The 26,251-nt window shown below is 57.3% G+C and carries 21 protein-coding genes; 12 read left to right on the forward strand and 9 right to left on the reverse strand.

Annotated elements, in window-relative coordinates; all coding sequences use genetic code 11:
- Positions 1–40: 40 nt before the first annotated feature.
- Entirely contained in the window at positions 41–1,219 is a 1,179-nt protein-coding gene (gene mnmA, locus ACQY4Z_RS18200; protein ID WP_428523620.1) for a tRNA 2-thiouridine(34) synthase MnmA, read from the reverse strand.
- Between the two features lie 360 nt (positions 1,220–1,579).
- Between mnmA and ACQY4Z_RS18205 the strand changes: the two genes are divergently transcribed.
- The 9 genes from ACQY4Z_RS18205 to flhA all read left to right on the forward strand — a co-directional run bounded on the left by ACQY4Z_RS18205 (position 1,580) and on the right by flhA (position 12,678).
- On the forward strand, positions 1,580–3,730 hold the full coding sequence (locus ACQY4Z_RS18205; RefSeq protein WP_428523622.1) for a flagellar hook-length control protein FliK: 2,151 nt from the start codon (positions 1,580–1,582) through the stop codon (positions 3,728–3,730).
- Between the two features lie 30 nt (positions 3,731–3,760).
- Positions 3,761–4,438: a flagellar hook assembly protein FlgD gene (locus ACQY4Z_RS18210; protein ID WP_428523624.1), complete on the forward strand. Its 678-nt coding sequence runs from the start codon at positions 3,761–3,763 to the stop codon at positions 4,436–4,438.
- A 313-nt stretch (positions 4,439–4,751) separates the two neighbouring features.
- Positions 4,752–5,027: a DUF1153 domain-containing protein gene (locus ACQY4Z_RS18215; protein ID WP_008194991.1), complete on the forward strand. Its 276-nt coding sequence runs from the start codon at positions 4,752–4,754 to the stop codon at positions 5,025–5,027.
- Positions 5,028–5,339: 312 nt separating this feature from the next.
- The gene (gene fliF / locus ACQY4Z_RS18220) at positions 5,340–6,956 is read left to right on the forward strand and encodes a flagellar basal-body MS-ring/collar protein FliF (protein WP_428523626.1); all 1,617 of its coding nucleotides are present in this window, start codon (positions 5,340–5,342) and stop codon (positions 6,954–6,956) included.
- Positions 6,956–8,005 carry a flagellar motor switch protein FliG gene (fliG, locus tag ACQY4Z_RS18225; protein WP_428523628.1) on the forward strand — a complete coding sequence of 350 codons (1,050 nt, stop codon included), beginning with the start codon at positions 6,956–6,958 and terminating at the stop codon, positions 8,003–8,005. The genes fliF and fliG overlap by 1 nt, the downstream gene beginning before the upstream one ends.
- A gap of 38 nt (positions 8,006–8,043) precedes the next feature.
- Positions 8,044–8,736, forward strand: a complete 693-nt coding sequence (locus tag ACQY4Z_RS18230) for a FliH/SctL family protein (protein WP_428523630.1) — start codon at positions 8,044–8,046, stop codon at positions 8,734–8,736.
- Complete coding sequence (gene fliN / locus ACQY4Z_RS18235) at positions 8,733–9,068, forward strand: flagellar motor switch protein FliN (RefSeq protein WP_428523632.1); 336 nt, start codon at positions 8,733–8,735, stop codon at positions 9,066–9,068. The genes ACQY4Z_RS18230 and fliN overlap by 4 nt, the downstream gene beginning before the upstream one ends.
- Positions 9,069–9,080: 12 nt before the next feature.
- Positions 9,081–10,433 (forward strand): sigma-54-dependent transcriptional regulator, encoded by a 1,353-nt coding sequence (locus ACQY4Z_RS18240; protein ID WP_428523634.1) that lies wholly within the window; start codon positions 9,081–9,083, stop codon positions 10,431–10,433.
- A gap of 67 nt (positions 10,434–10,500) precedes the next feature.
- Positions 10,501–12,678 (forward strand): flagellar biosynthesis protein FlhA, encoded by a 2,178-nt coding sequence (flhA, locus tag ACQY4Z_RS18245; RefSeq protein WP_428523636.1) that lies wholly within the window; start codon positions 10,501–10,503, stop codon positions 12,676–12,678.
- Between the two features lie 5 nt (positions 12,679–12,683).
- On the opposite strand, the gene ACQY4Z_RS18250 is transcribed toward flhA, so the two are convergent.
- Positions 12,684–12,965, reverse strand: a complete 282-nt coding sequence (locus tag ACQY4Z_RS18250) for a flagellar biosynthesis protein (protein ID WP_428523638.1) — start codon at positions 12,963–12,965, stop codon at positions 12,684–12,686.
- A 243-nt stretch (positions 12,966–13,208) separates the two neighbouring features.
- Between ACQY4Z_RS18250 and ACQY4Z_RS18255 the strand changes: the two genes are divergently transcribed.
- Positions 13,209–13,823 carry a GNAT family N-acetyltransferase gene (locus tag ACQY4Z_RS18255; RefSeq protein WP_428523640.1) on the forward strand — a complete coding sequence of 205 codons (615 nt, stop codon included), beginning with the start codon at positions 13,209–13,211 and terminating at the stop codon, positions 13,821–13,823.
- Positions 13,824–13,844: 21 nt separating this feature from the next.
- Here ACQY4Z_RS18255 and mtnA read toward each other — a convergent pair whose 3' ends face one another.
- On the reverse strand, positions 13,845–14,951 hold the full coding sequence (mtnA, locus tag ACQY4Z_RS18260) for an S-methyl-5-thioribose-1-phosphate isomerase (RefSeq protein WP_428523642.1): 1,107 nt from the start codon (positions 14,949–14,951) through the stop codon (positions 13,845–13,847).
- A 227-nt stretch (positions 14,952–15,178) separates the two neighbouring features.
- On the opposite strand from mtnA, the gene ACQY4Z_RS18265 reads away from it, so the two are divergent.
- The gene (locus tag ACQY4Z_RS18265; RefSeq protein WP_428523644.1) at positions 15,179–15,760 is read left to right on the forward strand and encodes a hypothetical protein; all 582 of its coding nucleotides are present in this window, start codon (positions 15,179–15,181) and stop codon (positions 15,758–15,760) included.
- A gap of 31 nt (positions 15,761–15,791) precedes the next feature.
- Here ACQY4Z_RS18265 and ACQY4Z_RS18270 read toward each other — a convergent pair whose 3' ends face one another.
- A complete protein-coding gene (locus ACQY4Z_RS18270) occupies positions 15,792–16,712 on the reverse strand; it encodes a metallophosphoesterase family protein (RefSeq protein ID WP_428523646.1) in 921 nt (306 codons plus the stop codon).
- A gap of 592 nt (positions 16,713–17,304) precedes the next feature.
- Complete coding sequence (locus ACQY4Z_RS18275) at positions 17,305–18,279, reverse strand: glutathione S-transferase family protein (RefSeq protein WP_428523648.1); 975 nt, start codon at positions 18,277–18,279, stop codon at positions 17,305–17,307.
- A 378-nt stretch (positions 18,280–18,657) separates the two neighbouring features.
- On the opposite strand from ACQY4Z_RS18275, the gene ACQY4Z_RS18280 reads away from it, so the two are divergent.
- Entirely contained in the window at positions 18,658–19,155 is a 498-nt protein-coding gene (locus tag ACQY4Z_RS18280) for a GNAT family N-acetyltransferase (protein WP_428523650.1), read from the forward strand.
- 99 nt (positions 19,156–19,254) lie between these two features.
- On the opposite strand, the gene ACQY4Z_RS18285 is transcribed toward ACQY4Z_RS18280, so the two are convergent.
- The 4 genes from ACQY4Z_RS18285 to ACQY4Z_RS18300 are packed head-to-tail and all read right to left on the reverse strand — an operon-like array spanning position 19,255 to position 26,140.
- Complete coding sequence (locus ACQY4Z_RS18285; protein WP_428523652.1) at positions 19,255–21,330, reverse strand: hypothetical protein; 2,076 nt, start codon at positions 21,328–21,330, stop codon at positions 19,255–19,257.
- An 8-nt stretch (positions 21,331–21,338) separates the two neighbouring features.
- A complete protein-coding gene (locus tag ACQY4Z_RS18290) occupies positions 21,339–24,158 on the reverse strand; it encodes a DUF4159 domain-containing protein (protein WP_428523654.1) in 2,820 nt (939 codons plus the stop codon).
- Between the two features lie 3 nt (positions 24,159–24,161).
- Positions 24,162–25,085 carry a DUF58 domain-containing protein gene (locus tag ACQY4Z_RS18295; protein WP_428523656.1) on the reverse strand — a complete coding sequence of 308 codons (924 nt, stop codon included), beginning with the start codon at positions 25,083–25,085 and terminating at the stop codon, positions 24,162–24,164.
- 35 nt (positions 25,086–25,120) lie between these two features.
- Complete coding sequence (locus ACQY4Z_RS18300) at positions 25,121–26,140, reverse strand: AAA family ATPase (RefSeq protein ID WP_428523658.1); 1,020 nt, start codon at positions 26,138–26,140, stop codon at positions 25,121–25,123.
- Positions 26,141–26,251: the final 111 nt, after the last annotated feature.

The following is a 26,251-nucleotide window of genomic DNA, read 5'->3' on the forward strand; positions in this document are numbered from 1 at the left end:
CGTTGAATGCTTGCCCGCGCGCATTCTTTTTGAGCGCCGTTCAGGCGGCAGAAACCGGGGCTTGCGCTTGTGGAAAATCCACCGCCCAAGTGCCGGTGCGCTCGGTCTTGTGGATCCAGCCGCCACCGAGGACGCGGGCCATTTCGTCGTCGCTGTCGAAGAAAACGCACGCCTGACCGGGTGCGACACCCGTTTCGCCGTTGGCAAGATCAACAAAGGCCTTGCCGTTCAATATCCGCAAGGTCGCCGGGGCCGGCGGGCGGGTGGAGCGGACTTTGGCAAAGACCTCGATCTCGTCCCCTTCATCGAGCGGCTGATCGCCGATCCAGTTCATTTCGCGCAGCAGGATCGTGTGTGTTGCCAAAGCCTCTCGCGGCCCCACGATCACGCGGCGTTCGTCCGCATCAAGGCGCACCACATAAAGCGGCTCTCCCGTGGCCACGCCAATGCCTCGGCGCTGGCCGATTGTGAAGTGGATGATGCCGTTGTGTTCACCCAGGACCCGGCCGTCCATATGGACAATCTCGCCCGGTTCGGCAGCGTTTGGCCGCAGCTTTCGGATCACCGCGGCATAGTCGCCGTTCGGCACGAAGCAGATGTCCTGACTGTCAGGCTTGTTGGCAACCGACAACCCGAACTCTTCGGCAAGGGCACGGACTTGAGATTTCGGCATGCCGCCGAGTGGAAAGCGGACGAAATCCAACTGTTCCTGCGTTGTGGCAAACAGGAAGTAGCTCTGATCCCGGTCAAGGTCAGTCGGGCGGAAGAGTGCGCGCTTGTTGCCCTTGGCTGCCGAGCGAACATAGTGGCCGGTGGCCAAGGCGTCCGCGCCAAGATCCTTTGCCGTTTTCAGCAGGTCGGTGAACTTGACGGTCTGGTTGCAGGAGACGCAGGGAATGGGGGTTTCGCCGGCGATATAACTGTCGGCAAACCGGTCCATAACCTGTTCCTTGAAACGGCTTTCATAGTCGAGCACGTAGTGCGGGATGCCGATCTTTTCGGCGGCGCGGCGTGCGTCATGGATGTCGACGCCGGCACAGCATGACTTTGCTTTGGCGACGGCGGCGCCATGGTCATAGAGCTGCAAGGTCACACCAATAACATCATAACCTTCGGCGTGCATCAGCGCGGCAACGACGGAACTGTCCACGCCGCCGGACATGGCAACGACCACGCGCGTGTCTTCGGGGCGGCCGGGAAGATCCAGACTGTTCAACATGTTCAAAGGCACTTTCAGAAAGTTCGGGCCCTGCCGGTCACAGGCGTTCAGTAAGCGCCGCGTCCGGTCAGCCGGGAAACGCTTGTTTCCTCGGGTCAATTCCAATTGGGCGCACTATACAGATAAGGACGTTGCTTGCCAATTGCGAGCCGTGCGCACCCGGCATGCATTGCCGGAGCGGCAAAGCTTGCCGCGTTATGGCTGGTCGGTGCCAGGTGTGCAGGGTTCAAATGCTATGAGATTCAATGCCTTGATTGGGTTTTTGAAACTGGCCCGAGGTTTGCTTTCTCATTTCGTGACGCTGTCTGCCCAATTGCGGGCAAATTTTATTGAGGTGCTCTTGTGCTGCCTTTTGGATTGATGACCGATACGACTGCCGCTTCTTCGCCTGCCAATCGTGGCGGTGCGAGTGTTGCTGGGCCCATGGGGAAAGCCGAGAACGGGTTTCGGCAGTTTTCGGATGATCTTCAGGAGACCCTGCAGGCATTGGCGCCTGACAGTGTTTCGCAAGAAGGCGGCGCTGTCTCTAGCGGTCAGTCGGCACCGAACCTGGATGCGCTGAAGGCCGATGCGGCAGAGCTTGCTGGCGACGCTGTTGTGAGCGCAGAAGCTGCAGCGGGTGACGAGGCGCTGGAGGCCGGTGCCGTCCTGGCAGATGACCCCGGTGCTGCCGTTCCTGGGAGCTTGGGGGAGATTTGGCAGGCTGCTGCTGGTGAAACCCCTGTCGTAAATGGTGCTGCACTTGACCCTGCGACTGAAGATGGCGGCTTGCTTAAAGAGGCGGGCCTTCCACTTGTTCGTTCCGCCGCTGGCAGCGATGCAGCTGCTGCTGGAAGCAACGGTGGTGATGTTCAGGGCGAGGCCGTTGCTGCGACCGCAGGTGGTGCCGGCAAGCCCGGTTTTGCGTCCGCAGTGGGTTCTGCTGGAATAGGGGGCGCTGGTGCGCCATCTCCAGCCGGGGTGTCATATGCGACCCCTGCAAGCTCTTCACAGGATGTCTCTGATCTCCCGCTTCCGGTACACCGTCAGCCGATCATCGCTCAGCAGGTTGAGAGTGCTGTCGATGGTGTGGCTGGGCAGGAGGGAAAAGCGGCAGCAACGGTGGTTAAGGCTGCCGATCCGGTAAAGCCGCTATCACCATCATCTGCCGCTGAGGACGGTCTCAGCCTGAAAAGTGATGCGCCGATCATTGAGCCAAAGCAGCGGCGATGGCAGGTGAGTTTGCCGCCGGAGTTGCGCTCGCAGTCCGTCATGGTTCAAGCGGCACCGCAAAACGTACCGGTTGCTCAGGCTGATGCTTCCGGCGAAGTTCTCGATCCGCTTCAACAAGCGGCGAGGGCTCAAGCTGCAGCGCAGGCCGCCGGGTCCAAAGAGCCTGTTGCAAAGCCTCTGAACATGTCCACTCAGGGCAGCGCACAAATCAACGCACAGCCAGGGATTTCTTCTGCAGCAAATAATCAGCCTGTATTGGCTTCACTGACCGCAGAGGTGTCTGCGACGCAGGATGAGGCAAGTCTTCGTCAACCAGCTGCGCCGGAGGTTGCAAGACCTGCGCCGGTGACCCCGTCGATGCCTCAAGCGCAACCGGCTCCGGCAGCAAGCGCACAGCCTCCTGTGACGCCGGTTGCCGTTTCAAACCGGCCGACGAACCCCGCTGTCTCGCAGCCAGCAATAGCGGAGGCCGGTGGCGTGGATTTGGGGCTTGATGACCTGATTGTTGAGGTCGACGGTGAACCAGTGCGTCTGGAGCGCCGGCCAGCCGGAGACGTTTCATTCGCGGGTGCGAAAGCTCCTTTGGCGAATGCCGCGATGCCTCAAATGCCGGGGCTTGGCAGCGGTCAACCGCAGATGGTCACCACACAGAACGGCACCGGATCCGGCCAGCAGGCGGCTATCCCGGCAGCAGCTCTTTCAAATGAGATCGTTGTGGATGAAGTTCTGCCTGCATCTGCTTTTGAAGCGGAGCTGGGCGCGGATCTTGATTTCACCGCGACACTGCGCGGCGGCGATATGCAGGGAGCTGCCCGCACCGAGGCCCTGCAGACACCAAACCAGGCGCAAAGCTCTCAGCTGGCCTCTCAGGTTGCCGTCGAGATGGCACGGAACCTGAAAAACGCGCAGACACGGTTTCAGATGCGGTTTGATCCTCCCGAGCTCGGGAGAGTCGATGTCAACATGAAGGTCGCGGCGGATGGCAGTGTTCAGGCGCATCTGATTGTGGAGCGTCCGGAAACGCTCGACATGTTCCTGCGGGATCAGCGCGGTTTGGAGCGGGCGCTCGAAGCCGCTGGATTGAACGCCAATTCAAATGATTTGCAGTTCTCGCTGAAGCAAGGGCCCGGGCAGCAATTTGCATCCCAAGACGACCGGGGGCAGCAAAATGGGCAATCCGGCTCTGCTAATACTGGAGCGGATGGCGACGGGAATGCCACGACGGACGAGGCAATGGATGTGCAACTTCTCAGGATGACGCTGGCAGAGCAGCGCGGCGGCCTGGATGTAAGGATTTAACGGGCACCATGAGTGCCTGAGGAGAGTGTTATGACCTTTTTTTCACCGAGTACAAGCAGCACCAATGCGGCGACACAATCGTCGAGCCAATCCAGTACCCAGTCGAGCGAAGCTGGTTTGTCGGCAAACTATGAGCTGTTTCTGAGTATGCTCACCACGCAGATTCAGAATCAGGATCCATTGGATCCACTCGACTCTGCGGAGTACACCAATCAGCTCGTTCAGTATTCGAATGTTGAGCAGTCGATTCAAACGAACAAGAACCTCGAAGAGATGATCAGTTTGCTTTCCAGCAATCAGTCATCGGCCTACGTGAATTACATCGGCACGGAAGTGACGGCCGCAGGCGGGACGGCGATGTTTGATAATGGTCAGGCCAGTTGGAAGTATGATGTCCTCGAGGACGCGACCGGGACCGTTGAAATTCTGAATGATGCCGGGCAGACGGTTTACACCGGGGAAATCGAGCTCAAGGCGGGCGGTGGCACGTACACATGGGATGGGACCACTGATTTGGGCGGCACGGCATCCAAGGGGGCCTACACGATCCAGTTGGATGTAAGTGACAGCGCGGGGAATGCCGAGCCCGCCTCCATCGAGGTCTCGGGTGTCGTTGACGAGGTAGACTTTAGCGGAGCGGTTCCGTTCTTAAGGATTGGGGAGCTCTCAGTTCCGGTAAGCGCGGTGAAGTCCGTACGGTCTATTTGATCTTGGTGGCTAAGCAGTTTTTTTGAAGTTCACTAATGGTTTGCCGGGTGTCGGGGGAAACTGATGTCCGGCATTTTTGCATCTTGAGCGCGTTTCGGCGCATTGCATTGCAAATTGCATGACAGGGAGCTTATGGTTAACAAAGGCTAATGAATTTAACTTGTTTTTGAAGTAATGAATTCACCATTCCCTAAATATCATTCACAGAATCCAAATATTATAGTTAATAAAAGTCAAATATTGCTTTAGTCGTTTGTTAAGCGTCATTGTGTAGTCTCGAATTCACATTGGTCATGGTTAGTGTGAGAGTACAATGACCGAACAAATTCGTTCGCGTGTAAAATATGTCATCGGCCCGGATGGGAGCCCGCTCACGATTGCGGATCTTCCACCTACCTCCACCAAGCGCTGGGTCATCCGGCGAAAGGCGGAAGTGGTAGCTGCAGTGCGGGGCGGTCTTCTATCCCTCGAGGAGGCGTGTCAGAGGTACACTCTGACGGTCGAAGAGTTTCTGTCCTGGCAGAGCTCGATTGAAAAGCATGGATTGGCAGGGCTCCGCGCAACGCGGATACAGCAGTACCGAAATTAATGGTCTGACGGCCAGAAATACAAACGACCGCGAAGAGCGGTTCGATAAGGTCGGCCTCGCCGGCCTTTTTTGCTGCCCGGCTTCGCGTTATACTTATCCAAAGGTTAATGGGGTGGGCAGTTTTTCCCCACTTCAGTTGCAAAATGCCTTAGCGAAATTCGCAGAAAACCGCCAACTCATGTCCGTTGATAATGTTTTGTTAACTTCTTGTTAACCCTCTGAGCGGCAAATTTTGCCCATCAGAGGCATGGCGTGATTTGCCGACTCTGCCGATAAGGGCAAGTGGCAGGCGAAAGATGCGGGCGGGCATTCGTGAACGGACTTATTGAATTCATAAAAACACTGGGACCAGCGCGGATTGCGGCGATGGGGGCCGTCGCCGCCATTCTGGTCGGTGTCTTTGCGTTTATTATCTTCCGGGTGACTGCCCCGCAGATGACAACGCTCTACAATGAGCTGACGCTTGAAGATTCTGCGGCGATCGTCTCGCAGCTGGAAAGCCAGGGCGTGCAGTTCCAGCTGGCCCGGGAAGGCGCGACCATCATGGTGCCTCAGGAGCAGGTCGCCCGTTTGCGCATGCAGCTCGCCGCTGAAGGTCTCCCGACGGGTGGTTCCATCGGGTACGAGATCTTCGATCGGTCCGACACCCTCGGCGCCACAAGTTTCGTCCAGAACATCAACCACCTGCGGGCAATGGAAGGCGAGTTGTCCCGCACGATCAGCTCACTCGACCGGATCCGCTCGGCGCGTGTTCATCTCGTGATCCCTGAGCGCCAACTGTTCCAACGTGACCGGCGTCCGCCGTCGGCTTCAATCGTCTTGAACGTGCGTGGTGGCCTGGGGCCAGGCGAAATCCGTGCGGTCCAACATCTTGTGGCCACTGCCGTTGATGGGCTGGACCCGGACAAGGTGTCCATCGTTGATGAGTCCGGCCGTTTGCTGGCGTCTGGCGCAAGCAGCGATGATGAAGGCATGGTGTCCGCCCGGCTGCAGGAGCGATCGACCGCTATCGAAAGCCGGCTGCGCAATCAGGTTGAAGAGATTCTGAATTCTATTGTCGGGCCTGGCCGCGCCCGGGTTCGTGTGAACGCTGACATCGACTTCAATCGTCTGACAGAGACGACAGAGACCTTTGATCCGGAAGGCCAGGTCGTCCGCTCGACCCAGTCGAAGGAAGAAGCGACATCCAGCACACGCCAGGATGGTCAGGTCACGGTCGGAAACGAACTCCCGAATGCGGACGCCAACCAGAACAACGAGGCAGGCGAACAAGATACCTCGTCACTGACTGAAGAGATCGTAAATTACGAGATCTCCAGATCCACACGCACCGAAGTCGTGGAAGCCGGGCGTATCACCCGCCTTTCGGTCGCTGTTCTGGTTGATGGTACTTACCAGACTGATGAGGATGGCAATTCGGTCTATACGCCGCGTGCGCAGGAAGCTCTCGATCGCATTGCCGTTCTTGTCCGGTCGGCTGTTGGCTATGATGAGGCCCGCGGCGATGTTGTTGAGGTGATCAACCTTCAGTTTGCTCTGCCGCCGGAACTCGACATCGCAGAAGCAGACGGTCTCTTTGAGTTTACCCGCTCCGATATCATGCGGTTCGCGGAGCTCGGAGTGCTGTTCCTGATCGCAATCCTGCTGCTCCTCTTCGTCGTTCGTCCGCTTCTGCGCCGGATCGTGACACCGGAAGAGCGGCAGCCGCAGGAGCTGGTGATCGGTCCGGATGGAACATTGGTCGCTGACAGCGAAGTGCCGCAGGAAGAAGAGGAAGAAGATGAATTTGTGATCGAGTGGCTGGAGCAGGCGAAACAGGAAGGGGCATTGCAAGCCAGCTCCATCGCCAAGGTTGGTGAAATGATTCAGGATCATCCGACCGAGGCCGTGAACATCGTCCGTGGTTGGCTAGATGAGCAGGCAGCGTAATGGCAAGCGATCAGCTACAGCAACATCTTACTGTTAGCGTTGATGAGGAAGAGCGCGAGCTGAAAGGCGCAGAGCGGGCGGCAGTTTTGCTGCTTGCTCTCGGTGAATCTCATGGGGCTCCGATTTGGGATAAGCTCGATGAGATTGAAGTTCGGCAAGTGTCTGCTGCCATGGCAAACCTTGGACCGGTAACGCCGAACATGCTTGAAGACCTCTTCAAGGACTTCGTTCGCCGTATCAGCTCGAAAGGTGCGCTCACCGGAAACGTTGATGCCACAGAGAGGCTGCTTGCAACGTTCCTGCCTGGCGACAAGGTCTCGGTGATCATGGAGGAGATCCGGGGTCCTGCAGGCCGGAATATGTGGGAGAAGCTCTCCAACGTGCAGGAAAACGTCCTGGCGAACTATTTGAAGAATGAGTACCCGCAGACCGTCGCGGTGGTGCTCTCGAAAATCAACTCCGATCACGCGGCACGTGTCCTGGGCATTTTACCGGAAGAACTTGCGCTTGAGGTCGTCAGTCGGATGCTGCGCATGGATGCGGTTCAGAAAGAGGTTCTGGAGAAGGTCGAGCAGACGTTGCGCGTGGAGTTCATGTCCAACCTGACGAATACGTCCCGGCGTGATAGCCATGAAATGATGGCGGACATCTTCAACAACTTCGACCGCCAAACCGAGGCCCGCTTTCTGGCAGCTCTGGAAGAAGACAATCGTGAGGCCGCAGATCGCATCAAGACCTTGATGTTCACATTCGACGACCTGCTCAAGCTGGATGCGGCAAGTGCTCAAACCTTGTTGCGGCATGTTGAGAAAGATCAGTTGGCGATCGCCCTCAAGGGGTCAACGGATACAGCGCGCGAGTTCTTCTTCGGCAACATGTCTTCGCGAGCTGCGAAACTGTTGCAGGACGACATGGAGGCCTTGGGGCCAGTTCGTTTGCGTGATGTGGACGATGCCCAAACGGGAATGGTCAATCAGGCCAAGGATCTGGCCGCAAAGGGTGAGATCATGATTTCGAAATCTAAGGGCGATGAAGAGATCATCTACTAATGCGGCAACAGACAGGGACATATACGAGATTGGGCACAATGACGAACCCGTCGAAATTTCTGTTCAACACTGACTTCGCGGAGCCGGAAGAGCCCGAGGTCGTTGAGCCGCCGAAGCCGGAAATTCCGATGATGCCGGTTGCTGATCACAAGGCCCTACTTGAAAAGGCAAAGGCGCAGGCATTTGAAGAAGGGCGGGTTCAAGCACTTACAGACCTGCAAACCAAACAAGAGACGTTGTTGACCGAAGAGGTTGGACATCTGGTGGCGGCTGTTGGCCGCGTGCTGGAAACCATCGATGAATCTGTTACCAAACAGGAGCAGGATGCAATCAGCCTTGCATTTCTTGTGGCTAGACGCCTCTGTGCCCATCTGATTGCCCGGCAACCACTGGCCGAAACTGTTGCTTTGGTGTCAGAATGTTTGGGTCCTTTGCGGCGGGCACCCCATCTCGTCATTCGCGTAGCTGAGCGGGATGTGGAAGCACTGAAGGCCAAGGTCGACCCCATCATTCATGAAAAGGGTTTTGAGGGGCGTCTGGTCATTCTTGGCGAGCCGGAGATTGCCAGAGGCGATTGCCACATCGAATGGGCGGATGGCGGCATTCGGCGGGACCGCAAAGCTCTTGAAGCTGAAATTGATGGCAGCATCCGCGCGTATTTGAAAGCGGGGCGCTCTCCGAAACCGGCTCCGAAGGCCGATGGAGCATCTGAGAAAGACACTGAGGCATGAGTGACGAACAAGACACCAACATCCCTCTGGATGAATTGGAAGCGCCGGATCGGGCCGGAGAGGCCGAGGAGGTTCATAATCCTCAGTCAGCGGCAGATCTTGAAGCCGTTTTCGATGTGCCTGTCAGGATCTCAGCGGTCTTGGGGCACTCGAAAATGCATGTGTCGGACTTGCTGAAGCTCGCGTCCGGGACGGTGTTGGAACTCGACCGCAAAGTCGGGGAAGCCATCGATATTTATGTGAATGATCGCCTAGTGGCGCGCGGAGAGGTTGTTCTCGTTGAGGACAAACTCGGCGTGACCATGACGGAAATCATCAAGACCGATCGATAAAAGAGGAATCGTATGCGTCTGTTGATTGTCGGAACATTGGGCGGCCAGCTCACTGCAGCGTCAAAAATCGCCATGCAACGCGGTGCTCAGGTCACGCATGCCGATGATGTCGAAGGCGCGTTGAAAGTCCTGCGGTCCGGCCGTGGCGCCGATCTTTTGATGGTTGAAGTTCACCTCGATATAGAAGGTCTGATCGCCAAGCTGCAGATGGAGCGGGTCCATGTACCCGTTGTTGCTTGTGGCGTCGAGACAGATGCGCAAGCGGCGGTCTCCGCTATCCGCGCAGGTGCCAAGGAATACATTCCCCTGCCGCCGGATCCGGAGCTGATTGCAGCTGTACTTTCTGCCGTCGCTCAGGATCGTGGTGATCTGATTTACCGTGATGACGCCATGGCGTCGGTTGTAAAGCTTGCTGAACAAGTGGCACCATCCGAGGCATCAGTTTTAATCACGGGGGAATCGGGGACGGGTAAAGAAGTGATCGCCCGTCACGTGCACAAATGCTCGAACCGCGCGTCAAAGCCGTTCATCTCGATCAACTGCGCAGCCATTCCAGAACATCTTCTTGAATCCGAATTGTTCGGTCACGAGAAGGGGGCTTTCACCGGCGCAGTTGCCCGCCGGATCGGCAAATTCGAGGAAGCGGACGGCGGCACGCTTCTTCTTGATGAAATCTCGGAAATGGATGTCCGTCTGCAGGCAAAGCTGTTGCGGGCGATCCAGGAACGCGTAATTGATCGTGTTGGCGGTACACGGCCGGTTCCCGTCAATATCCGCATTCTGGCGACGTCGAACCGTGATCTTGCAGAGAGTGTTCGCTCGGGAAGTTTCCGGGAAGACCTGCTCTTCCGCTTGAACGTTGTTAATCTGAAACTTCCGGCTCTGCGGGAGCGCCCAGCCGATATCATGGAGCTGGCACAGTTCTTCATTGCTCATTATTCGGAGGCGAATGGCGTTCAGATCCGCCAGCTTTCTCTGGAAGCGCGGCAGGCCCTGATGTCCAATCAATGGCAGGGCAATGTTCGTGAACTGGAAAACACCATGCATCGCGCCATTCTGCTTGCGAGCGGTAATGAGATCGGTGTGGAAGCCATTCGCATGCCGGACGGCACACCGTTGAGCATTTCGCGAGGTCCGGCCGAGCGGGCCGCACAGACAGCCGAGGCTGTCACGCGCAACTTTGTTGGGCGCACCGTTGCGGATGTGGAACGGGATCTGATCCTGGATACTCTGGACCACTGTCTGGGGAACCGGACCCACGCGGCCAAGATCCTCGGGATCTCCATCCGCACGCTTCGCAACAAGTTGAATCAGTACACGGATGAGGGTGTTCAAGTGCCAAGTCCGGGCGAGGCTCGGGGATAATCAACAAGCGCGCCTGCACGGAGGCAGCCGCTTATTGCGTTAGTTTGGAATGGGATCTAAGCCGTAAATGTCAGACACAGCAGCAGGTGGTGGCGGTCCAACCGGACCAAATACCGGGCAGGAGGGCGCTTCCGGAGCGCCATCCGGTGCTGCCGTTTCCGGTTTCCCGAGCGTTCATGAAATAATTGATACCCTTCGCAAGGGCGATATCGGCCTTGCGACCGGTATTCTGGTGATCCTGACGCTCCTCATTCTGCCGATGCCGCCGGTGATGCTGGACATGTTTCTAGCGGTTTCGATCATTTTTTCCGTGCTCGTCTTGATGACGGGTCTCTTTATTCAAAAACCGCTTGAGTTCTCGTCCTTCCCAACGGTTCTTTTGATCGCGACAATGTTGAGGCTCGGCCTGAACATTGCGTCCACCAGGCTGATCCTGGCAAACGGCCATGAAGGCACGGCTGCTGCAGGAAATGTCATCCAGTCGTTCGGCAACCTGGTGATGGGTGGCAATTTCGTCATCGGGATTATCGTGTTCGCGATCCTGGTGATCGTGAACTTCGTCGTCATCACCAAGGGTTCGGGCCGTATCGCGGAAGTCGCAGCCCGCTTCACATTGGACGCGATGCCGGGCAAGCAGATGGCGATCGACGCTGATTTGTCTGCCGGGCTTATTGATGAATCGGAGGCCAAAGCTCGACGTAAGGCGCTGGAAGATGAAAGTTCGTTCTTCGGGGCGATGGACGGTGCTTCGAAGTTCGTCCGCGGGGATGCAATCGCGGGCCTTCTGATTACATTTATCAACATTCTGGGCGGCATTTTCATCGGTGTCGCGCAGATGGAGCTGACCTTCTCGGAAGCAGCCAACAACTACACGCTTCTGACCATTGGTGACGGTCTCGTTTCCCAAATTCCGGCATTGATCGTGTCCACTGCTGCCGGCCTGCTTGTTTCCAAAGCCGGGGTTCATGGAGCCGCCGACAAGGCGCTCACAAGCCAGTTTACAGGCTACCCCAAGGCGCTGGGCATGTCGGCTGCCGTGATGGTGGTGCTGGCGCTCTTGCCGGGCATGCCGATGATCCCGTTCCTGGGTCTTGCAGCGGGTGCCGCGTATCTCGCCTATCAGGTCGGAGCAAACAAGAAAAAGGAAGAGGCCAAGGCCGCCGTGGTCAAGGCAATCGAGGAAGCGCCGCCGCCGCCGCCCGAGCCGCCGATCACCGACGCGCTGAAGATGGATGAACTGCGTATCGAGCTTGGCTATGCGCTGTTGCCACTGATCAACGGCAAGGCGAGCGGTGACTCGGATGTCCTGACCGAGCAAATCAAGGCTCTCCGGCGTCAGATAGCTGGCGACATGGGCGTGATCATGCCGCCGGTCCGCATCCTCGACAATATCCAGCTTGGCGCAAACGACTATGTGATCAAGGTGAAGGAAGTCGAGGCGGGCCGCGGTCTGCTCTACCCGAACCACTTCATGGTCATGGACCCGGCGGGCGGGCAGGTGAAACTTCCGGGCACTCACACCACTGAGCCGACGTTCGGGTTGCCGGCGACCTGGGTCGAGGCACAATACCGCGAAGATGCTTCCTTGCGTGGTTACACTGTTGTGGACCCGGCGACCGTCTTGTCGACCCACCTGACCGAGACGATCAAGAACAACATCAGTGAACTGCTGACCTATGGTGATGTTCAAAAACTCCTGAAAGAACTGAAGGGCGAGCAAGCCAAGCTGGTTGAAGATCTTATTCCGTCCCAGATCACCGTGTCCGGTATTCAGCGTGTGCTGCAGGCGCTGTTGAACGAGCGGATTTCGGTACGCGATCTCGGCACGATCCTGGAGGGGGTCTCGGAAGCCTCTGGAATGACCCGCAACACGGATACGATTGCTGAGCATGTCCGCACACGGCTTGGCCGCCAGATTTGCGCAGCCAACCTTGCTGCTGGCGGGTACCTCCCGTTGATCGCTATGTCCCCTCAATGGGAGCAGGCGTTCCTGGAGGCCATCATCGGTGAGGGAGACGACCGTCAGCTGGCGATGCAGCCGAGCAAGCTTCAGGAGTTCGTCGGAGTGGTGCGCGATGCCTTTGAAGAGGCAGCCCAACAGGGTGAGGTTCCGGTGCTGTTGACTTCGCCGCAGACACGTCCATTTGTCCGGTCGATTGTGGAACGGTTCCGGGCGCATACGACGGTCATGAGCCAAGGCGAAGTTCATCCGCGCATCAAGCTAAAAACCATCGGCTCGATCTAGAAATCTTATACGAGAACGTTGATCCGCGCGGCCACAGCGGTTGGGCTTGCATAGGTTGACTGTGGGGCCGCAGCGTTCTGGAGGAAGAACCGGGCTTGTTGCACGCCGTTTGCAACCGTAATGTTCGTTATGGAAGAAGAGAGCTGCAATTTGAGAGCTTGTGATTTCTGCAGCGAGTTAGAGCGTTTTTGCGACCAAGCTTGGTTGTAACTCTTCCAACGGGATTTGCGCTTCGAACTGAAGCGGCTGTGGTAATCGCGTTGAATGTAGTTTCCGACCTTGGGCATTGCGCATCTCTCCTGGATACGCGTCGACCTTCACAAAACATGGTTAATGGCGAGTTAACTTCTGCTGTCTTGATACAAGGATCAGTGCGCTATGCAGCCTTTATGAACAGCTTGCCTTCACTTGCCTAAAGAGTTGCAGAATGGCGACGCATTGGTTTCTCGTCATTCCCGTGAACTTTTGTTTGGCTAGAGATTCATCCGCTGATACACGCACGGTGTGTATTGTTTCTCCTTGGAGTTTTCATGAGCAACCCGATTTTGGATCTCGACGGTTATACGGAGATCCCCGACACAAAAATTGCCGTTGTTGTCACCTACCTGGAAATGATCGAGAAGCCTTCAAAAGCGCTTGCTCCACAGCGCTCTGATGTGGCCTTGAAGGCCTGGCCGTCTCCGATGGCTTCAGAGTACAAGGCACTGTTCCGGGAAGTTGGAGAAGAGTGGATCTGGTTTGGGCGTTTGGTAAAGCCGGACGCGGATCTGGAAACGCTTCTGGCGGAGCCAGCGCGCGAAAACTATCTGCCCGTCCTTGATGGCAAGCCGGTGGGCACGCTGGAGCTGAACTACGCTGATCCGGAGAATGTCGAACTCGCCTATTTTGGCCTGGTGCCAAGCGCTATTGGTGGCGGTGTTGGCCGGTGGCTGATGGCACAAGCGGTAGAGATGGCCTGGTCGCGGCCTGAAACAAAACGTCTGTGGTTGCATACTTGTACGGCGGATAGTCCCCAAGCACTTCGGTTTTATCAGTCCTGTGGTTTCAAACCCTATAAACGGGCCATTGAGGTGGCGGATGATCCGCGGGGGCTCGGACTATATGCTACTGAAACCGCGCCGCATGTTCCTTGCCTAACGGGTTAGGACTGGCTGCCAAGACTGCGATCAAGCACTCTTTTTGATCCGTTCTGGAAATGCTTCGGCAATGGCTTGCCGGTTTGCTTCCAGCACACCACGTTCTGTTATAAGGCCGGTCACAAGATGGGCGGGGGTGACGTCGAAGGCTGGATTGCCGACCTCCGAGCCCTCTGCGACAATTTGAACGGTCTCCAGCGCGCCGCTGGCCGTGCGGCCCGTAATCCAGCTGACTTCGGCTCCGTTGCGTTCCTCAATCGGAATATCGCGCACGCCATCGGACAGGGAAAAGTCGATGGTGGGGGACGGGAGAGCTACGTAAAACGGCACTTTGTTGTCTTTGGCTGCCAAAGCCTTCAAGTATGTACCGATCTTGTTGCAGACATCCCCGGTGGCTGTTGTCCGGTCTGTACCGGTGATGACAATGTCGACCTCTCCATGCTGCATCAGGTGACCGCCGGCATTGTCGGCAATGACCGTATGGGGGACGCCATGGTGTCCGAGTTCCCAAGCCGTCAAGAAGGCCCCCTGGTTCCGCGGCCGGGTTTCATCCACCCAGACATGCACCGGTATACCGCCGTCATGGGCCATGTAGATTGGGGCGGTCGCAGTGCCCCAATCGACCGTTGCCAGCCATCCGGCATTGCAATGGGTCAAGATGTTGACGGGTTCGCCGGGCCGTTTGGTCTGGGCAAGTGCGGCGATCAACGCCATGCCGTGCATACCGATCGAAAGGTTGATCGCGATATCCTCATCGCAAATCTCATTTGCGAGGGAGTAAGCAGCTTCTTCCCTCTTTTCGGGCGGAACCTTGATCAGGGATCTTCGGCAACGATCCAGTGCCCAGTTGAGATTGACCGCTGTAGGACGTGTTTCCAGAATCACGGTACAAGCAGCTAGCAGAGAGATATCAGACGGGTCTTCGCGCATGGCAAGTGCCACGCCATATGCAGCCGTTGCGCCAATGAGCGGCGCGCCGCGCACTTGCATGACCCGAATCGCATGCACTGCTTGGGCCATCGTGCGCAGTTGAATGATCTCAAAGGCAAATGGAAACTTCGTTTGGTCGATGATCTCAACCGTGACACCGTCCTCTGCGAGCCAGATCGTCCGGTACTTCTTTCCGTCAACATTCATGCCGGCGTCTCCCAAAAAACCGGAATTCCCTTTGAATAACGCAACATGTTGGCGCAAACCAGCCAGTGATCGCTGGTCTCTAGGGTAAATATCGCTTAACCTTTGTTAACCATCTTTGCGCGATTGGCAGTGGATACCCGGCAAAGAGGAATGGCGTCAAAGCCATACGCGGTTAAGACTCAATTAAGACTTGGTCGAACCGATGAGAAAACTGGAGCTGGTACTCAATGGCTGAAATGCAGGACAACGTGGTTCCGCACACGCGCATGCGATCCCTGCGCGATGCCATCCGCAAGGTGCAGCTGGGCGAAGTGGAACGCTCGGATGTGGTTGTTGAGCTGCAGGACACCGAACGTGCCCGGCTCGACATGCTGGCCGATGAGCTGAAAGATGTTTTTCGGGAAATCCCGGAAGATGATGATCAGTTTTCCCTGCAGATCATTTCCGGCTCGACACCGCGGCTCTGGATTGATGCAACCAGCCATGTAGCCGTCGCAGGGGATCGCCGGACCTACCGGTTCCTGAAAGACACACGGCTCGGCCGGGTCGTTATTCTGGAAACAGCCAATATCGACGATATGGCTGATTGCCTGACCGAGTATATCGCGGAGCGTGTTCTGGAGCGCGAGAAGGCTCTTGAAGGCGACTGGCTGAACAACCGTTTGCGTCAGGTGGCGATGGAATCAAAAGTGGTTCGGGTCAAAGAGAGCCACACACCTTGGCTGCCTGTTGCCGGCGCATTTGGTATTGGCCTCGCGCTTGGCATTGTCGGTCTGGTCGGCTTTGCCTGGTTCGCAAATCCTTTGTGACCGTTGCGCAAGCAAGGCAACGTCTAACTCATCAAGAGATCCTGACATCTCTTTGCGAAAGTGGTTTTACAGGTCCGCCGGTTTCTTCAAATCCATGCTCTTCCATCTGGCATGTCCAGCCGTCATTTTGCCTGGCAATCGAGAATAAATTGTAGCGGGCAGCCGGTTTGTGACCGCCCGGTGCGCTGGTTGCTGACGGCACGCCAATGACCGGCACGGGGCCGTCCGGCCCCTCGATACTTTCAAAACTATCAATATGCGTGTGACCGTGCAGGATCAGTTCGGCTCCGGCACGCTTGACCACAGTCCGCAGTCGGGAGGCATCGGAGAGGCGTTTGTGCCATTTCGTTGCGTTCTTGAATGGCGGGTGGTGAATGAGAACGACACGAAACAATTTTTCTTCCGCAAGTTCCTCCAAAATTGCCCTTAAGCGGCGGCTTTGTTTTGTTCCAACGCGCCCGGAGGCAAACCAAGGCGCCGTTGCCCGGCCAGTGGTGACGCCAATGATCGCGATATCGCCGCGCTTGCGCACATAAGGAAATGTTGCTTCTGAGCCGACTTTTTCAGAAGGAACATCGTCTTCGCCATCGCCGCGCATAAAAGGCCACCATGCGGTTCGGGCTTTTTTGACCGCACCGCGCACATAGGCGTCGTGGTTGCCCGGAACCACGGAAACCTGATCCGGAGCGCCCAAATCGTCCAGCCACGCACGGGCACCGGTGATTTCAAGAGGCAGCGCGATGTTGACGAGGTCACCGGTCACCGCGATGTGGTCCGGCGCTTGCGCCTTCATGTCCTCGACCAATAGTTCAAGGTGATTGCCGCCCATGATTTTGGAACGGTTGCGCTGCCAGTTCAGATAACCGAGCAAACGCTTGGAAAACAATTGAAGGAGCTTGGGGTCCGGAAGGGGACCCAAATGGGGATCGGAGAGATGCGCAAGCCTGAACATGGAGGCGCATCATCAAAGCAAAAAGCGCCGCGTCAAGGAAAAATGAGCGGCGCCAAGCGGATAGTCTGCGAAATGTCGTTGGGAGGAGATTACTTCGCAGATTTTGTTTGTATTTTTGTCTGCCGAGGGGCTGAACCCTGGGTCTGACCGGTCCGGGTACCTTCGCGGAGGCTGGCTCCGACTACATGCACAAATCCAAACATGGCACAGAATCCAACTTGGCCGACAACTGCTTGATCAGTTGGTCGGGAACGTGGTCAGAGATGCAGCGATCCGCGGATTGCTGGTGTCGATAGCCGGTTTCCACTGGTAGTTCCGGCGACGCTTCTGAAAAAGTGTCTTGAACATAACGCTGTCCTTTGAGTTGTTGGGGGGTGGGCAATCGGCTGCCCTAATCGTCATCAATCTGCCTCTTATATAGGCGTGTGGTGCACAAAGGAGGAGCGTTATTCCTTCGGGGCTGCCCTGCGCGGATTGCATGGGTTAACGAAGCGTTCCCATAGGTTTGCAAAAGGCGGACAAAGGCAGGACAACGGTTGTTACGCGTCGTCCTGCCTAATTTGCATTAAATGCTCGTTGAGCCGATCTTCAGTTAAGCTGCCGCCATGAAGCGGTCCCGGTCATGCGGCGCCAGGAAATCGAGTTCCGGCCCAGCCGGCACGATCCGGTGCGGATTGATGGTCTCGTGCGAGCCGAAATAGTGCTGTTTGATGGTCGCCATATCGACCGTCTCGGCAACACCCGGATGCTGATAGAGTTCCCGCAAGTAATTGAAGAGGTTCGGGTAATCGGCAATCCGGCGGATGTTGCACTTGAAATGCGTCACGTAGACCGGGTCAAAGCGCACGAGCGTTGTAAACAGGCGCCAATCGGCTTCAGTCAAGACCTCACCTGCGAGATAGCGCTGTTTTGACAGGCGGACCTCTAGATCGTCCAGCGTTTCGAAAAGCGCTGTAACTGCTTCCTCGTATGCCTCTTGTGTAGTGGCAAAGCCGGACTTGTAAACGCCGTTGTTGACGGTGTGATAGATGCGCTCATTGACCGCGTCGATCTCAGCGCGCAGGGCTTGCGGATAATAGTCGATCGTTGAACCGGTCAGGTGATCGAACTCGGTGTTGAACATCCGAATGATTTCCGCCGACTCGTTGCTGACAATGGTCTGTTGCTGCTTGTCCCAAAGGATCGGCACCGTGGCCCGGCCAGAATAGGTCGGGTCTGCCTTCACATAGACCTGCCACGCGTAGTTCGCGCCAGTGAGCGGCTCTGCTTCCCCAAACTCCCAACCGTTTTCCAACATGAGCGGCTGGACAGCGGAAACGGAAATGTAGTCGTTCAAGCCTTTCAGGGTCCGGAAGATCAAGGTCCGGTGCGCCCACGGGCAGGCATAGGAGACAAAAAGGTGGTACCGGCCAGCTTCGGCCTTGAAACCGCCGTTGCCCGTTGGGCCGGGGCTCCCGTCTTTCGTGATGAAATTCCGGAATGCGGCGTCCTTGCGCACGAACCGTCCGCCTGTTGATTTGGTGTCATACCACTGATCGTGCCACACGCCGTCGACGAGCGTTCCCATACCGGTCTCCTTGGAGTTTGTTCTGCGATATAGGTTGTGCCGTGATGGCAAATTTCAATCAACTGAATGGACTGTCCCTCTCCGGTGAACAATTGGATCCTCGCAAAAACGTGGTCTTTCCCGTCAAAAAGTTCTGGACCGGCAGGAGCCATGCGTGGTACGCGCTAGCCTCTGTTTGAAACCGCACGCAGCTTCCACCTGCGCAGCGCGTAAGGAACTTCGGGATTGATGAGCACAGGTCACATGCTCCGACGACGAACCAGCCGACGAGGAAACTCTCGTCTGCACCGTCGCGGCTGACCTATTCCCGATAACTTCGACAAAAAGGGATACCGGCAGGCGCGCAATCGCCACATTTTGCCAGCTGGAACCAATCCCATGAAACAGACCTCTTGGGTCATTCGTCTCGAAGACGCCACCGACGACACCGCAATTGAAGACCTGCAAGCAGAAGCTTTCGGGCCTGGCCGGTTTGCACGGACCGCTTTTAGGATCCGTGAGAACGTCCCCCACAGGCAAGATCTTGCCTTTGTCGGCCTATCCGGATCCAGGATTGCAGGGTCTGTCCGTTTGAGCCCCATCACGATCGGTGAGACCGACGCGCTGCTATTAGGGCCGTTGACGGTGTCTCCAGATTTCAAGAACCGCGGTTTGGGCAAGGCGCTGATGTGGACAGCCCTTGAGGCTGCAAAGGCAGCCGGTGACGAGTACGTGTTGCTGGTTGGGGATGCGCCTTATTACAGCCCATTCGGCTTTGAACAGGTTCCTTTCGGCAGCATCACCTTGCCGGGCCCGGTCGACCCGCAAAGGCTGTTGATTGCGCGCTTGCAGGACGGAGTGCTTCCAACTGGCGCAGTTCAGGGCAAGGCTGCATAGAGCACGTTGTATATAAGCGCTATCGCTGAACGTGCTCAAAGCAGTCGTTTTTGCCGCATTTCCGGCCGGGAAACCGGTTTCGATTTGCCCAGAAACGCTCTAACGGCCTTCCCGGTACCAAGTTGCTGAGACGGCGCCCAGAAGGATGGCAAGACCAAGCAGTCCGATGAGGAGCGGGAACCGGTCGACACCATTCAACAGGCTGGCTTCTGTTTGTTTGAGACCGATCCAGCCGTTGCCTTCGTAACTTGCCGACTGGCGCATGGAGATGACGCGCGGGAGATCTATATCACCGCCGACATCCCTTAGCCGTTGGACAGCTCCGCCAGTCGCATCGGCCACGGGTGACAGCACTTCGGTATCAGAGAGAACGTTGGTGTACTCCCTCGGATTTTGTGGGCCAACGTGGATAAGCGCATTCATCTCACCATCTGTAACGGAAAAGAGGCCGGTTTCCGTTACGGGTGACGAACCGCGCCATAGACCAGGCTCTTGCTCTGTCATGGTGAGGTCCAAGCTGTCCCCCGTGGGGGAGACGACGGTCACCTCATTGACCGTTTCTCCGAGTGTTTGCCTTTCGACAATCAGTTCAGGACCACGTAGGGACACATTGAGTGCTTCTTCTTCAAGATCTGGTTCCTGCATGAGCCAATGGGCAAGACGCCGCAGCAGTGGCACATGCGGGCCGCCGCCCTCAAAGCCGCGCGCCCACAGCCAGACATGGTCTGAAAGCAACATGGCGACGCGGCCTTCTCCTTCCCGGTTCAGAACCAGAAGCGGCGTTTCGCTTGGACCGGACATCAATGTCTGGCCGCCATCCAACTCGGTATCAACCACCCGAAACCAGCGGCTCCACCCTGGAGGATCTTGTTCGGCGCCCGGCAAGCCCCGGGTCACAGGATGCCGCTCGCCGAGGTTGGCAAGGGTCGCGTAAAAAGGCTCTTCCAAAATGGCTCCGGTTGGACGGGCCGGAAGAATGGGGGCAAGCGGCGTTCTGTAAAGACTGCCGCCTTCCGCATAATCAGGCCCGCCAGCCAACAGGACGGCGCCGCCGTCGCGCACGTACCGCGTGATGTTGTCGAAATAGAGCATCGGCAACACACCGCGCCGGACATAGCGGTCGAAGATGATCAGATCGAACTCATCGATCTTGACCGAAAACAGCTCCCGGGTCGGAAAGGCGATCAGGGACAGCTGGTTGATCGGTGTGCCGTCCTGCTTTTCAGGCGGGCGCAAAATGGTGAAATGAACGAGATCAACAGATGCATCGGATTTCAGAAGGTTCCGCCAGGTACGTTCTCCGGCATGCGGAGAACCGGACACCAGCAGCACCCTCAGGTTCTCGCGGATTCCGTCCACGGTGACGACAGCCCGATTGTTCAGCGTCGTAAGTTCGCCGGGCAGGGCCTCTGCCTCGATTTCGAAGATGTTGTCTCCGCCATGAGCTATCTCAACCGGAATATCGATCTTCTCCCCGGTCCGCGCAGTGCGCAGGGTGACGACATCACCGTCCCGTTTGATTGTCAGGTTTACCTGATCTCCGGGGCCGGTTCCCAATCCTTGATCGACAACGGTGAGGCTGATGGTCTGTTCGGAACCAACAAGGCCAAAGCGCGGAGCCGTGTCTAGCACGATCCGGCGGTCGCGTTCATCCGCTGTCCCGGTGATGAGGCCGTGAACAGGGGCATCGAAGCCGAGTGCTTCTGCGTTTTCCGGGATATCGTGGATCTGTCCGTCGGTGATGATGATTGCACCACCAACCCTTTCAGGCGGAACATCGGCAAGCCCGTTTGCGAGGGTCTGGAAGACTTCCGTCCCGTCTCCGGATCCTGAGTTCCTGGCTTCGAGCAGCCGGAGGTCAAACCCCTCTAGCTCTGCAATGCGTGACTGAATTTCCTCAGCTGCTGCAGTTGTTGTTTCTTCTCGGTCCGCCAGCCGTTGGCTTTGGCTCTTATCGACCACAAGCGCCACGACGCTGGACAAGGGTTCTCTGTCTTCGCGTTCTACGGCAGGGTTGGCGAGCGCAAGCACGAGCAACGCCATCGCCAGGGCCCGCAGCACCCAGCCGCGCAAGTTGATGATGCCGAGAAGGACCGCGACCACAACAGCAATCGCGCCGGCGGATATCAGAACCCATTGCGGCACGAGCGGGTCGAATGAAATAGACCAGTCCATCAAACCTCCTATTGCCCGAGCCGTTCCAGCAGAGCTGGAATATGGACTTGGTCAGCCTTGTAGTTTCCGGTGAGGCTGTACATCACGATGTTAACGCCCGAACGGAAGGCATAGTCGCGCTGGATCGGGTTGTTTGGCACCGTGGGGAACATGAACTCGCCCGTTGGCGTGATCGCCCAAGCCGATGCGAAATCATTCCCTGTAATCATCAGCGGGGAAACGCCATCTCCCGCCCGAACCGGGCGATCACCGCGGGCAGTTGCTTCATCAAGACTTTCCACCCACAACGGGCTGGTGGAATACCGGCCCGGGAATGTGTCGAGCAGATAGAAAGCTTTCGTGAGCACGTGATCCGGCGGGACAGGTTCCAGTGGAGGAACATCGAGATCCTCCAGGATCTCACGCAGTTTCAGAGTTGCGGGTGTCGATCCGAAACCGGTTGTCGACGCGTTGATATGATCCCGTGTGTCGAACAGGATCGTACCGCCGTTCCTCATGAACGTGTCGATTCGTGCGATCGTCTGGTCGCTCGGTTTGTCGGCCGACGGATCTATCGGCCAGTAAAGCAGCGAGTAGAAGGCCAGTTCGTCACGGGCAATGTCGATTGCGACCGGAGCGCCGGGTTCCAGCGCGGTGCGTTCTGACAAAAACTGTGTCAGGCCGGCAAGACCGGCGGCGCTTGCATCATCAACCTCTGGGACACCTGTCAGAACATAGGCCAGCCGGGTTTCGAGGGTGGATTCCAATGCTCTCAAGTCATCAGACGAAGACTGCGCATATGCATCTGGAACACCAGCCGTGCTGAGGAGTGCTGTTGCCAACGCTGCCGCACCGATGACACTTGGCATCCGGGTTTTTAGCCGCAGACGGTTCAGACCGCCCGCAAGCACAAACACGGCAATGGCGTCCGCAATGATCAGCAAAAAGGCCAAAGTGAAGAAGATTGCTCTCAAGTCCAGTGGGTCCGTCGCGGGATAAGGCGCTGTTTCTGTGTCTGGTCCTAGCGCATCGATATTGAGGGGTTGCAGCGTATTCTCAGCGCGCATCAGATTGAGGGCCCGGAAGCCATCTTCGCTGCCATAAAGACCCGGCGGGGTGCGGCGGCTGGCAGAGGCTTCCCGGAAATTGGCGGCGCTCACCGGTGTGACATCGACAGGGGGCGCGCCGAAGCGGCCATAGCCGTCGAGTAGCCGCAGAGGCGGCAGAACGCTGCGGGCCGGTTGGCCGTCCTCGGCTGTCTCTGACGCTTGAGCCACATTGGAGACTGACAATATGCGCCGCAACATGTTCAGGAAAACGCCGGAGAGAGGAAGATTTGACCAGGAGGAATCCGCAGTTACATGGAACAAAACAATACTTCCGTCGCCAGATTGCGCTGCGGTGACCAACGGTGTGCCGTCTTCCAGCATTGCCCAGGTGCGTTTCGGCAGATCTGATGTTGGTTCTGCGAGAACCTGTCGGTTCACCGTCACCTCAGCAGGGACCTTCAAACCAGAAAACGGGGAGGCATCCGGAAAGGGCGCCAAATGCTGAGGTTGCTTCCAAGAGAGTGATCCGCCGAGTGACCGGTCACCAGATCTGAGGCGGACAGGGATCAGCTCGTCCGTGCCGCCTGCTGTTCTGGGACCTGCGAAGCGGACAAGAGTGCCTCCGCTTTGGACCCACTCGCCAAGTTCGATCGCCGTAGTGTCTGGCAGCCTCCCGACATCCGCAAGGATGAGCACGGAAATTCCCTGGTCAATCAGTGATGGCACTGCGGCTGCAATATCACTGTCCCGTGGTCGGCGGATGTCAGAAAACGGAGCGAGTGCCCGTTCAAGATAATAAAGAGGTGAGAGAAGCGGTTGATCAAGGTCTCCGGATTGTCCAGAGATCAGCCCGACGGTCCGGCGGCGCCAGCTGTCGTCAACAAGTTGCACGGCCCCGGCCGCTTGTTCTCCCGCAATTTCAACGCGGGCAATGTCATTGCGGAGTTCGCTTGGGAGCTCGAAGCGGGCTTCGGTCTCAACATCACCGCTGGCAAACGTCGCAGTCGATTCCGCAAGCACCAGACCTTTAAGATCGAGGGCCCGCACATTGACGACCGATGTCGTGTTCTCAGGGTGACGGACCACATCGACGCTCAAGGCTTCGGTATCGTTGGCCAGACTTTTGAGCCCAAGCGGTGTTTGAAGGCCGGTCAACACTGTCACCGGAACGCCTTCTGTCAGGGACGCCAGAGTTTCCAAAAACGCATCATTGGTGGCCGTACCATCTGAAAGCCAGACGACCGCACCCGGAGGCGTATCCTGAGCGGCCTTTCTGAGACCGATGCCAAGTTCGCTGCGCAGGGGCGGGTAGGGGCGCGGGTCGAGTGCACGCAGAGTTTCAAGCGCAGCTGCCGGACTTTCAGGAACAAAGCCCTGGTTCGGACCTTCCGCCGTGGCTGCAAACATCACCGGCTGCCCGTTCTGCTCTGCCGCGGTCAGAATGTTTTCAGCGGTTCGAACCTGATCCTCCCAAGAGGTTGCTGAGGTCCAGCCGTTGTCGATCAGGAGCCACATGACGCCGTCCCGGCTCGCAACTGGTTCCTGCGCGCGCCAGACTGGCCCGGCAAGCGCAAAAATCAGGATTGCCGCCAAGAGCAAGCGCAGCAGGGTCAGCCACCAGGGGCTGCGCTGCGGCGTTTCGTCGTGCTCATCAATGTCCAGCAATAGCCGGGTGGGAGGAAACGCGATCTGTAGCGGCCGTGGGGGCGTCAAGCGCAACAGCCACCAAATCACGGGAAGCAGAGCCAGTGCAGTCAAAACCCACGGGGCGGTAAAAGTCAGTGGTAAACCGGCAAACACGGATCAGGCGCCCCCCCGCGGCATTGTATCGAGGTTGCCAGAAAGCGCGCTATGGAGGACCAGCAATGGCTCGGCGGCTGAATGGTCTGTGTGATGCAGGACGTATGTCCACCCCGCGCGGCGTGCCATGTCGCGGATTTCAGCGCGATGTGCTTCAAGCCGTTTGTGGTATTCCTCCCGCCATGTTTCGGCGCGGCCTGCAGTTAATCGGATGCCGGCTTCCGGGTCGTTGAATTCAACACGGCCGTCGAACGGAAAGGTTTCTTCTATCGGGTCCAGAACCTGAACGATGTGCCCACGGGCGCCGGTCCCGGCGACTTGGGAGATCCAGGCAGCAATATCTTGAAGCGGATCCAGGAAATCGGAGACCAGAACAACATCGGCAAAGCGTTTGACGCCAGTCGGGTCGGGCAAGGCAACCGGCTTAGACAAGTGCGTTAGGGCGTCCGCAAGCCGTTCAGCGGCTCTGCGATCTGAAAATGGACGTGTCACACCGGTCAAACCAATGCGCTCACCAGTTTCTGCGAGCATATCCGCCAATGCCAGCATCAGGACCAGAGAGCGATCCCGCTTGGTCACCTGAGACAGCCGAGATTGAAACTCCATGGACGAGGAGAGATCGGCCCAAAGCCAGACAGTATGGGCTGCCTCCCATTCCCGTTCACGGACATAAAGATGGTCGTCCCGGGCAGACCGGCGCCAGTCAATGCGTTTGGCCGGCTCTCCCATATTGAAGGGACGGAATTGCCAGAAGCTCTCGCCGGGTCCGGCTCTCCGCCGGCCGTGCCATCCTGCAATGATGGAACTCGCAACATGGCTTGCCTCAACAAGAAGGTCAGGGAGCGCGTCGGCGACTGACCGGGCGTCGCCGATAATGTTCGGCCAGTTTTCCTGGTCCAGTTTCACACTCTCCGTTGATGAGGCCATGATTTTGGGCAGCTCCCTCGCGATGGAATTTCGAATTATGCGATTGTTTCTTTCACCCGCTGGATCACGTCCCTCACGGTATGCCCGTCGGCCCGGGCAGCAAAGGTGAGGGCCATCCGATGCTGCAGGATTGGCTCTGCCAGAGCCAGAACATCATCAACTGACGGTGCCAGCCGGCCATCAACGAGCGCGCGGGCCCGGACGGTCAACATCAGGGCCTGGCTGGCGCGGGGGCCCGGTCCCCAAGCAATCAGCTTTGTGAGATCGGAATTTTCGTCCGTATCGCCCGGTCGGGCCGAGCGGACAAGCTTCAGGATGCTTTCAACCACCGATTCACCCACTGGCATGCGGCGGACGAGTTGCTGGAATTCCATGAGCTCCTGAGCAGTAATCGCACTGTGCGCGGTGGTCTGTTCTGCTCCGGTCGTTTCAAGGAGAATGCGGCGCTCGGCTTCCAGATCCGGATAATGCACATCAATCTGCATCAAGAACCGGTCGAGCTGGGCCTCCGGCAATGGATATGTGCCTTCCTGTTCCAAGGGGTTTTGGGTCGCAAGAACATGGAACGGGCGCGGGAGATCATGCGGATGACCCGCAACCGTGACGTGATACTCCTGCATCGCCTGAAGGAGGGCAGATTGGGTTCGCGGGCTGGCGCGGTTGATTTCGTCGGCCATCAGCAACTGTGAGAAGACCGGGCCAGGAATAAATCTGAAAGATCGTCCTCCGCTGGTATCTTGCTCCATGACTTCTGCGCCAAGGATGTCCGAGGGCATCAGGTCTGGCGTGAATTGGATCCGCCTGGCATCCAGTCCCAGAACTGTTCCGAGCGTTTCGACCAGTTTGGTTTTCGCAAGACCCGGCACACCGACAAGCAGCCCATGTCCGCCGGCGAGGATCGTCACAAGTGTTTGTTCAACAACGTTCTCCTGGCCGAAGATTATCTTTGCAATATCGGCCTTTACTTCTGAAATGCGTTCAACGGCCCGTTCGGCGCTTTCAGCAACAGCAGCGAGATCTTCTTCAGAAGGATTTGCGGGAGAAACGACGCTCATTGATCACCTGTCCTGTTGCTTATCTTGCTGATGCCTGCCGGGGGTAGCTCGGTGGGCGGCCAAATTTTTTCCGTTAACCCAGTCTGACACCATATAATTCAGTAGATAAGG

Origin of the sequence: Roseibium sp. (assembly GCF_965276855.1) — a bacterium.
Classification (GTDB): Bacteria; Pseudomonadota; Alphaproteobacteria; order Rhizobiales; family Stappiaceae; genus Roseibium.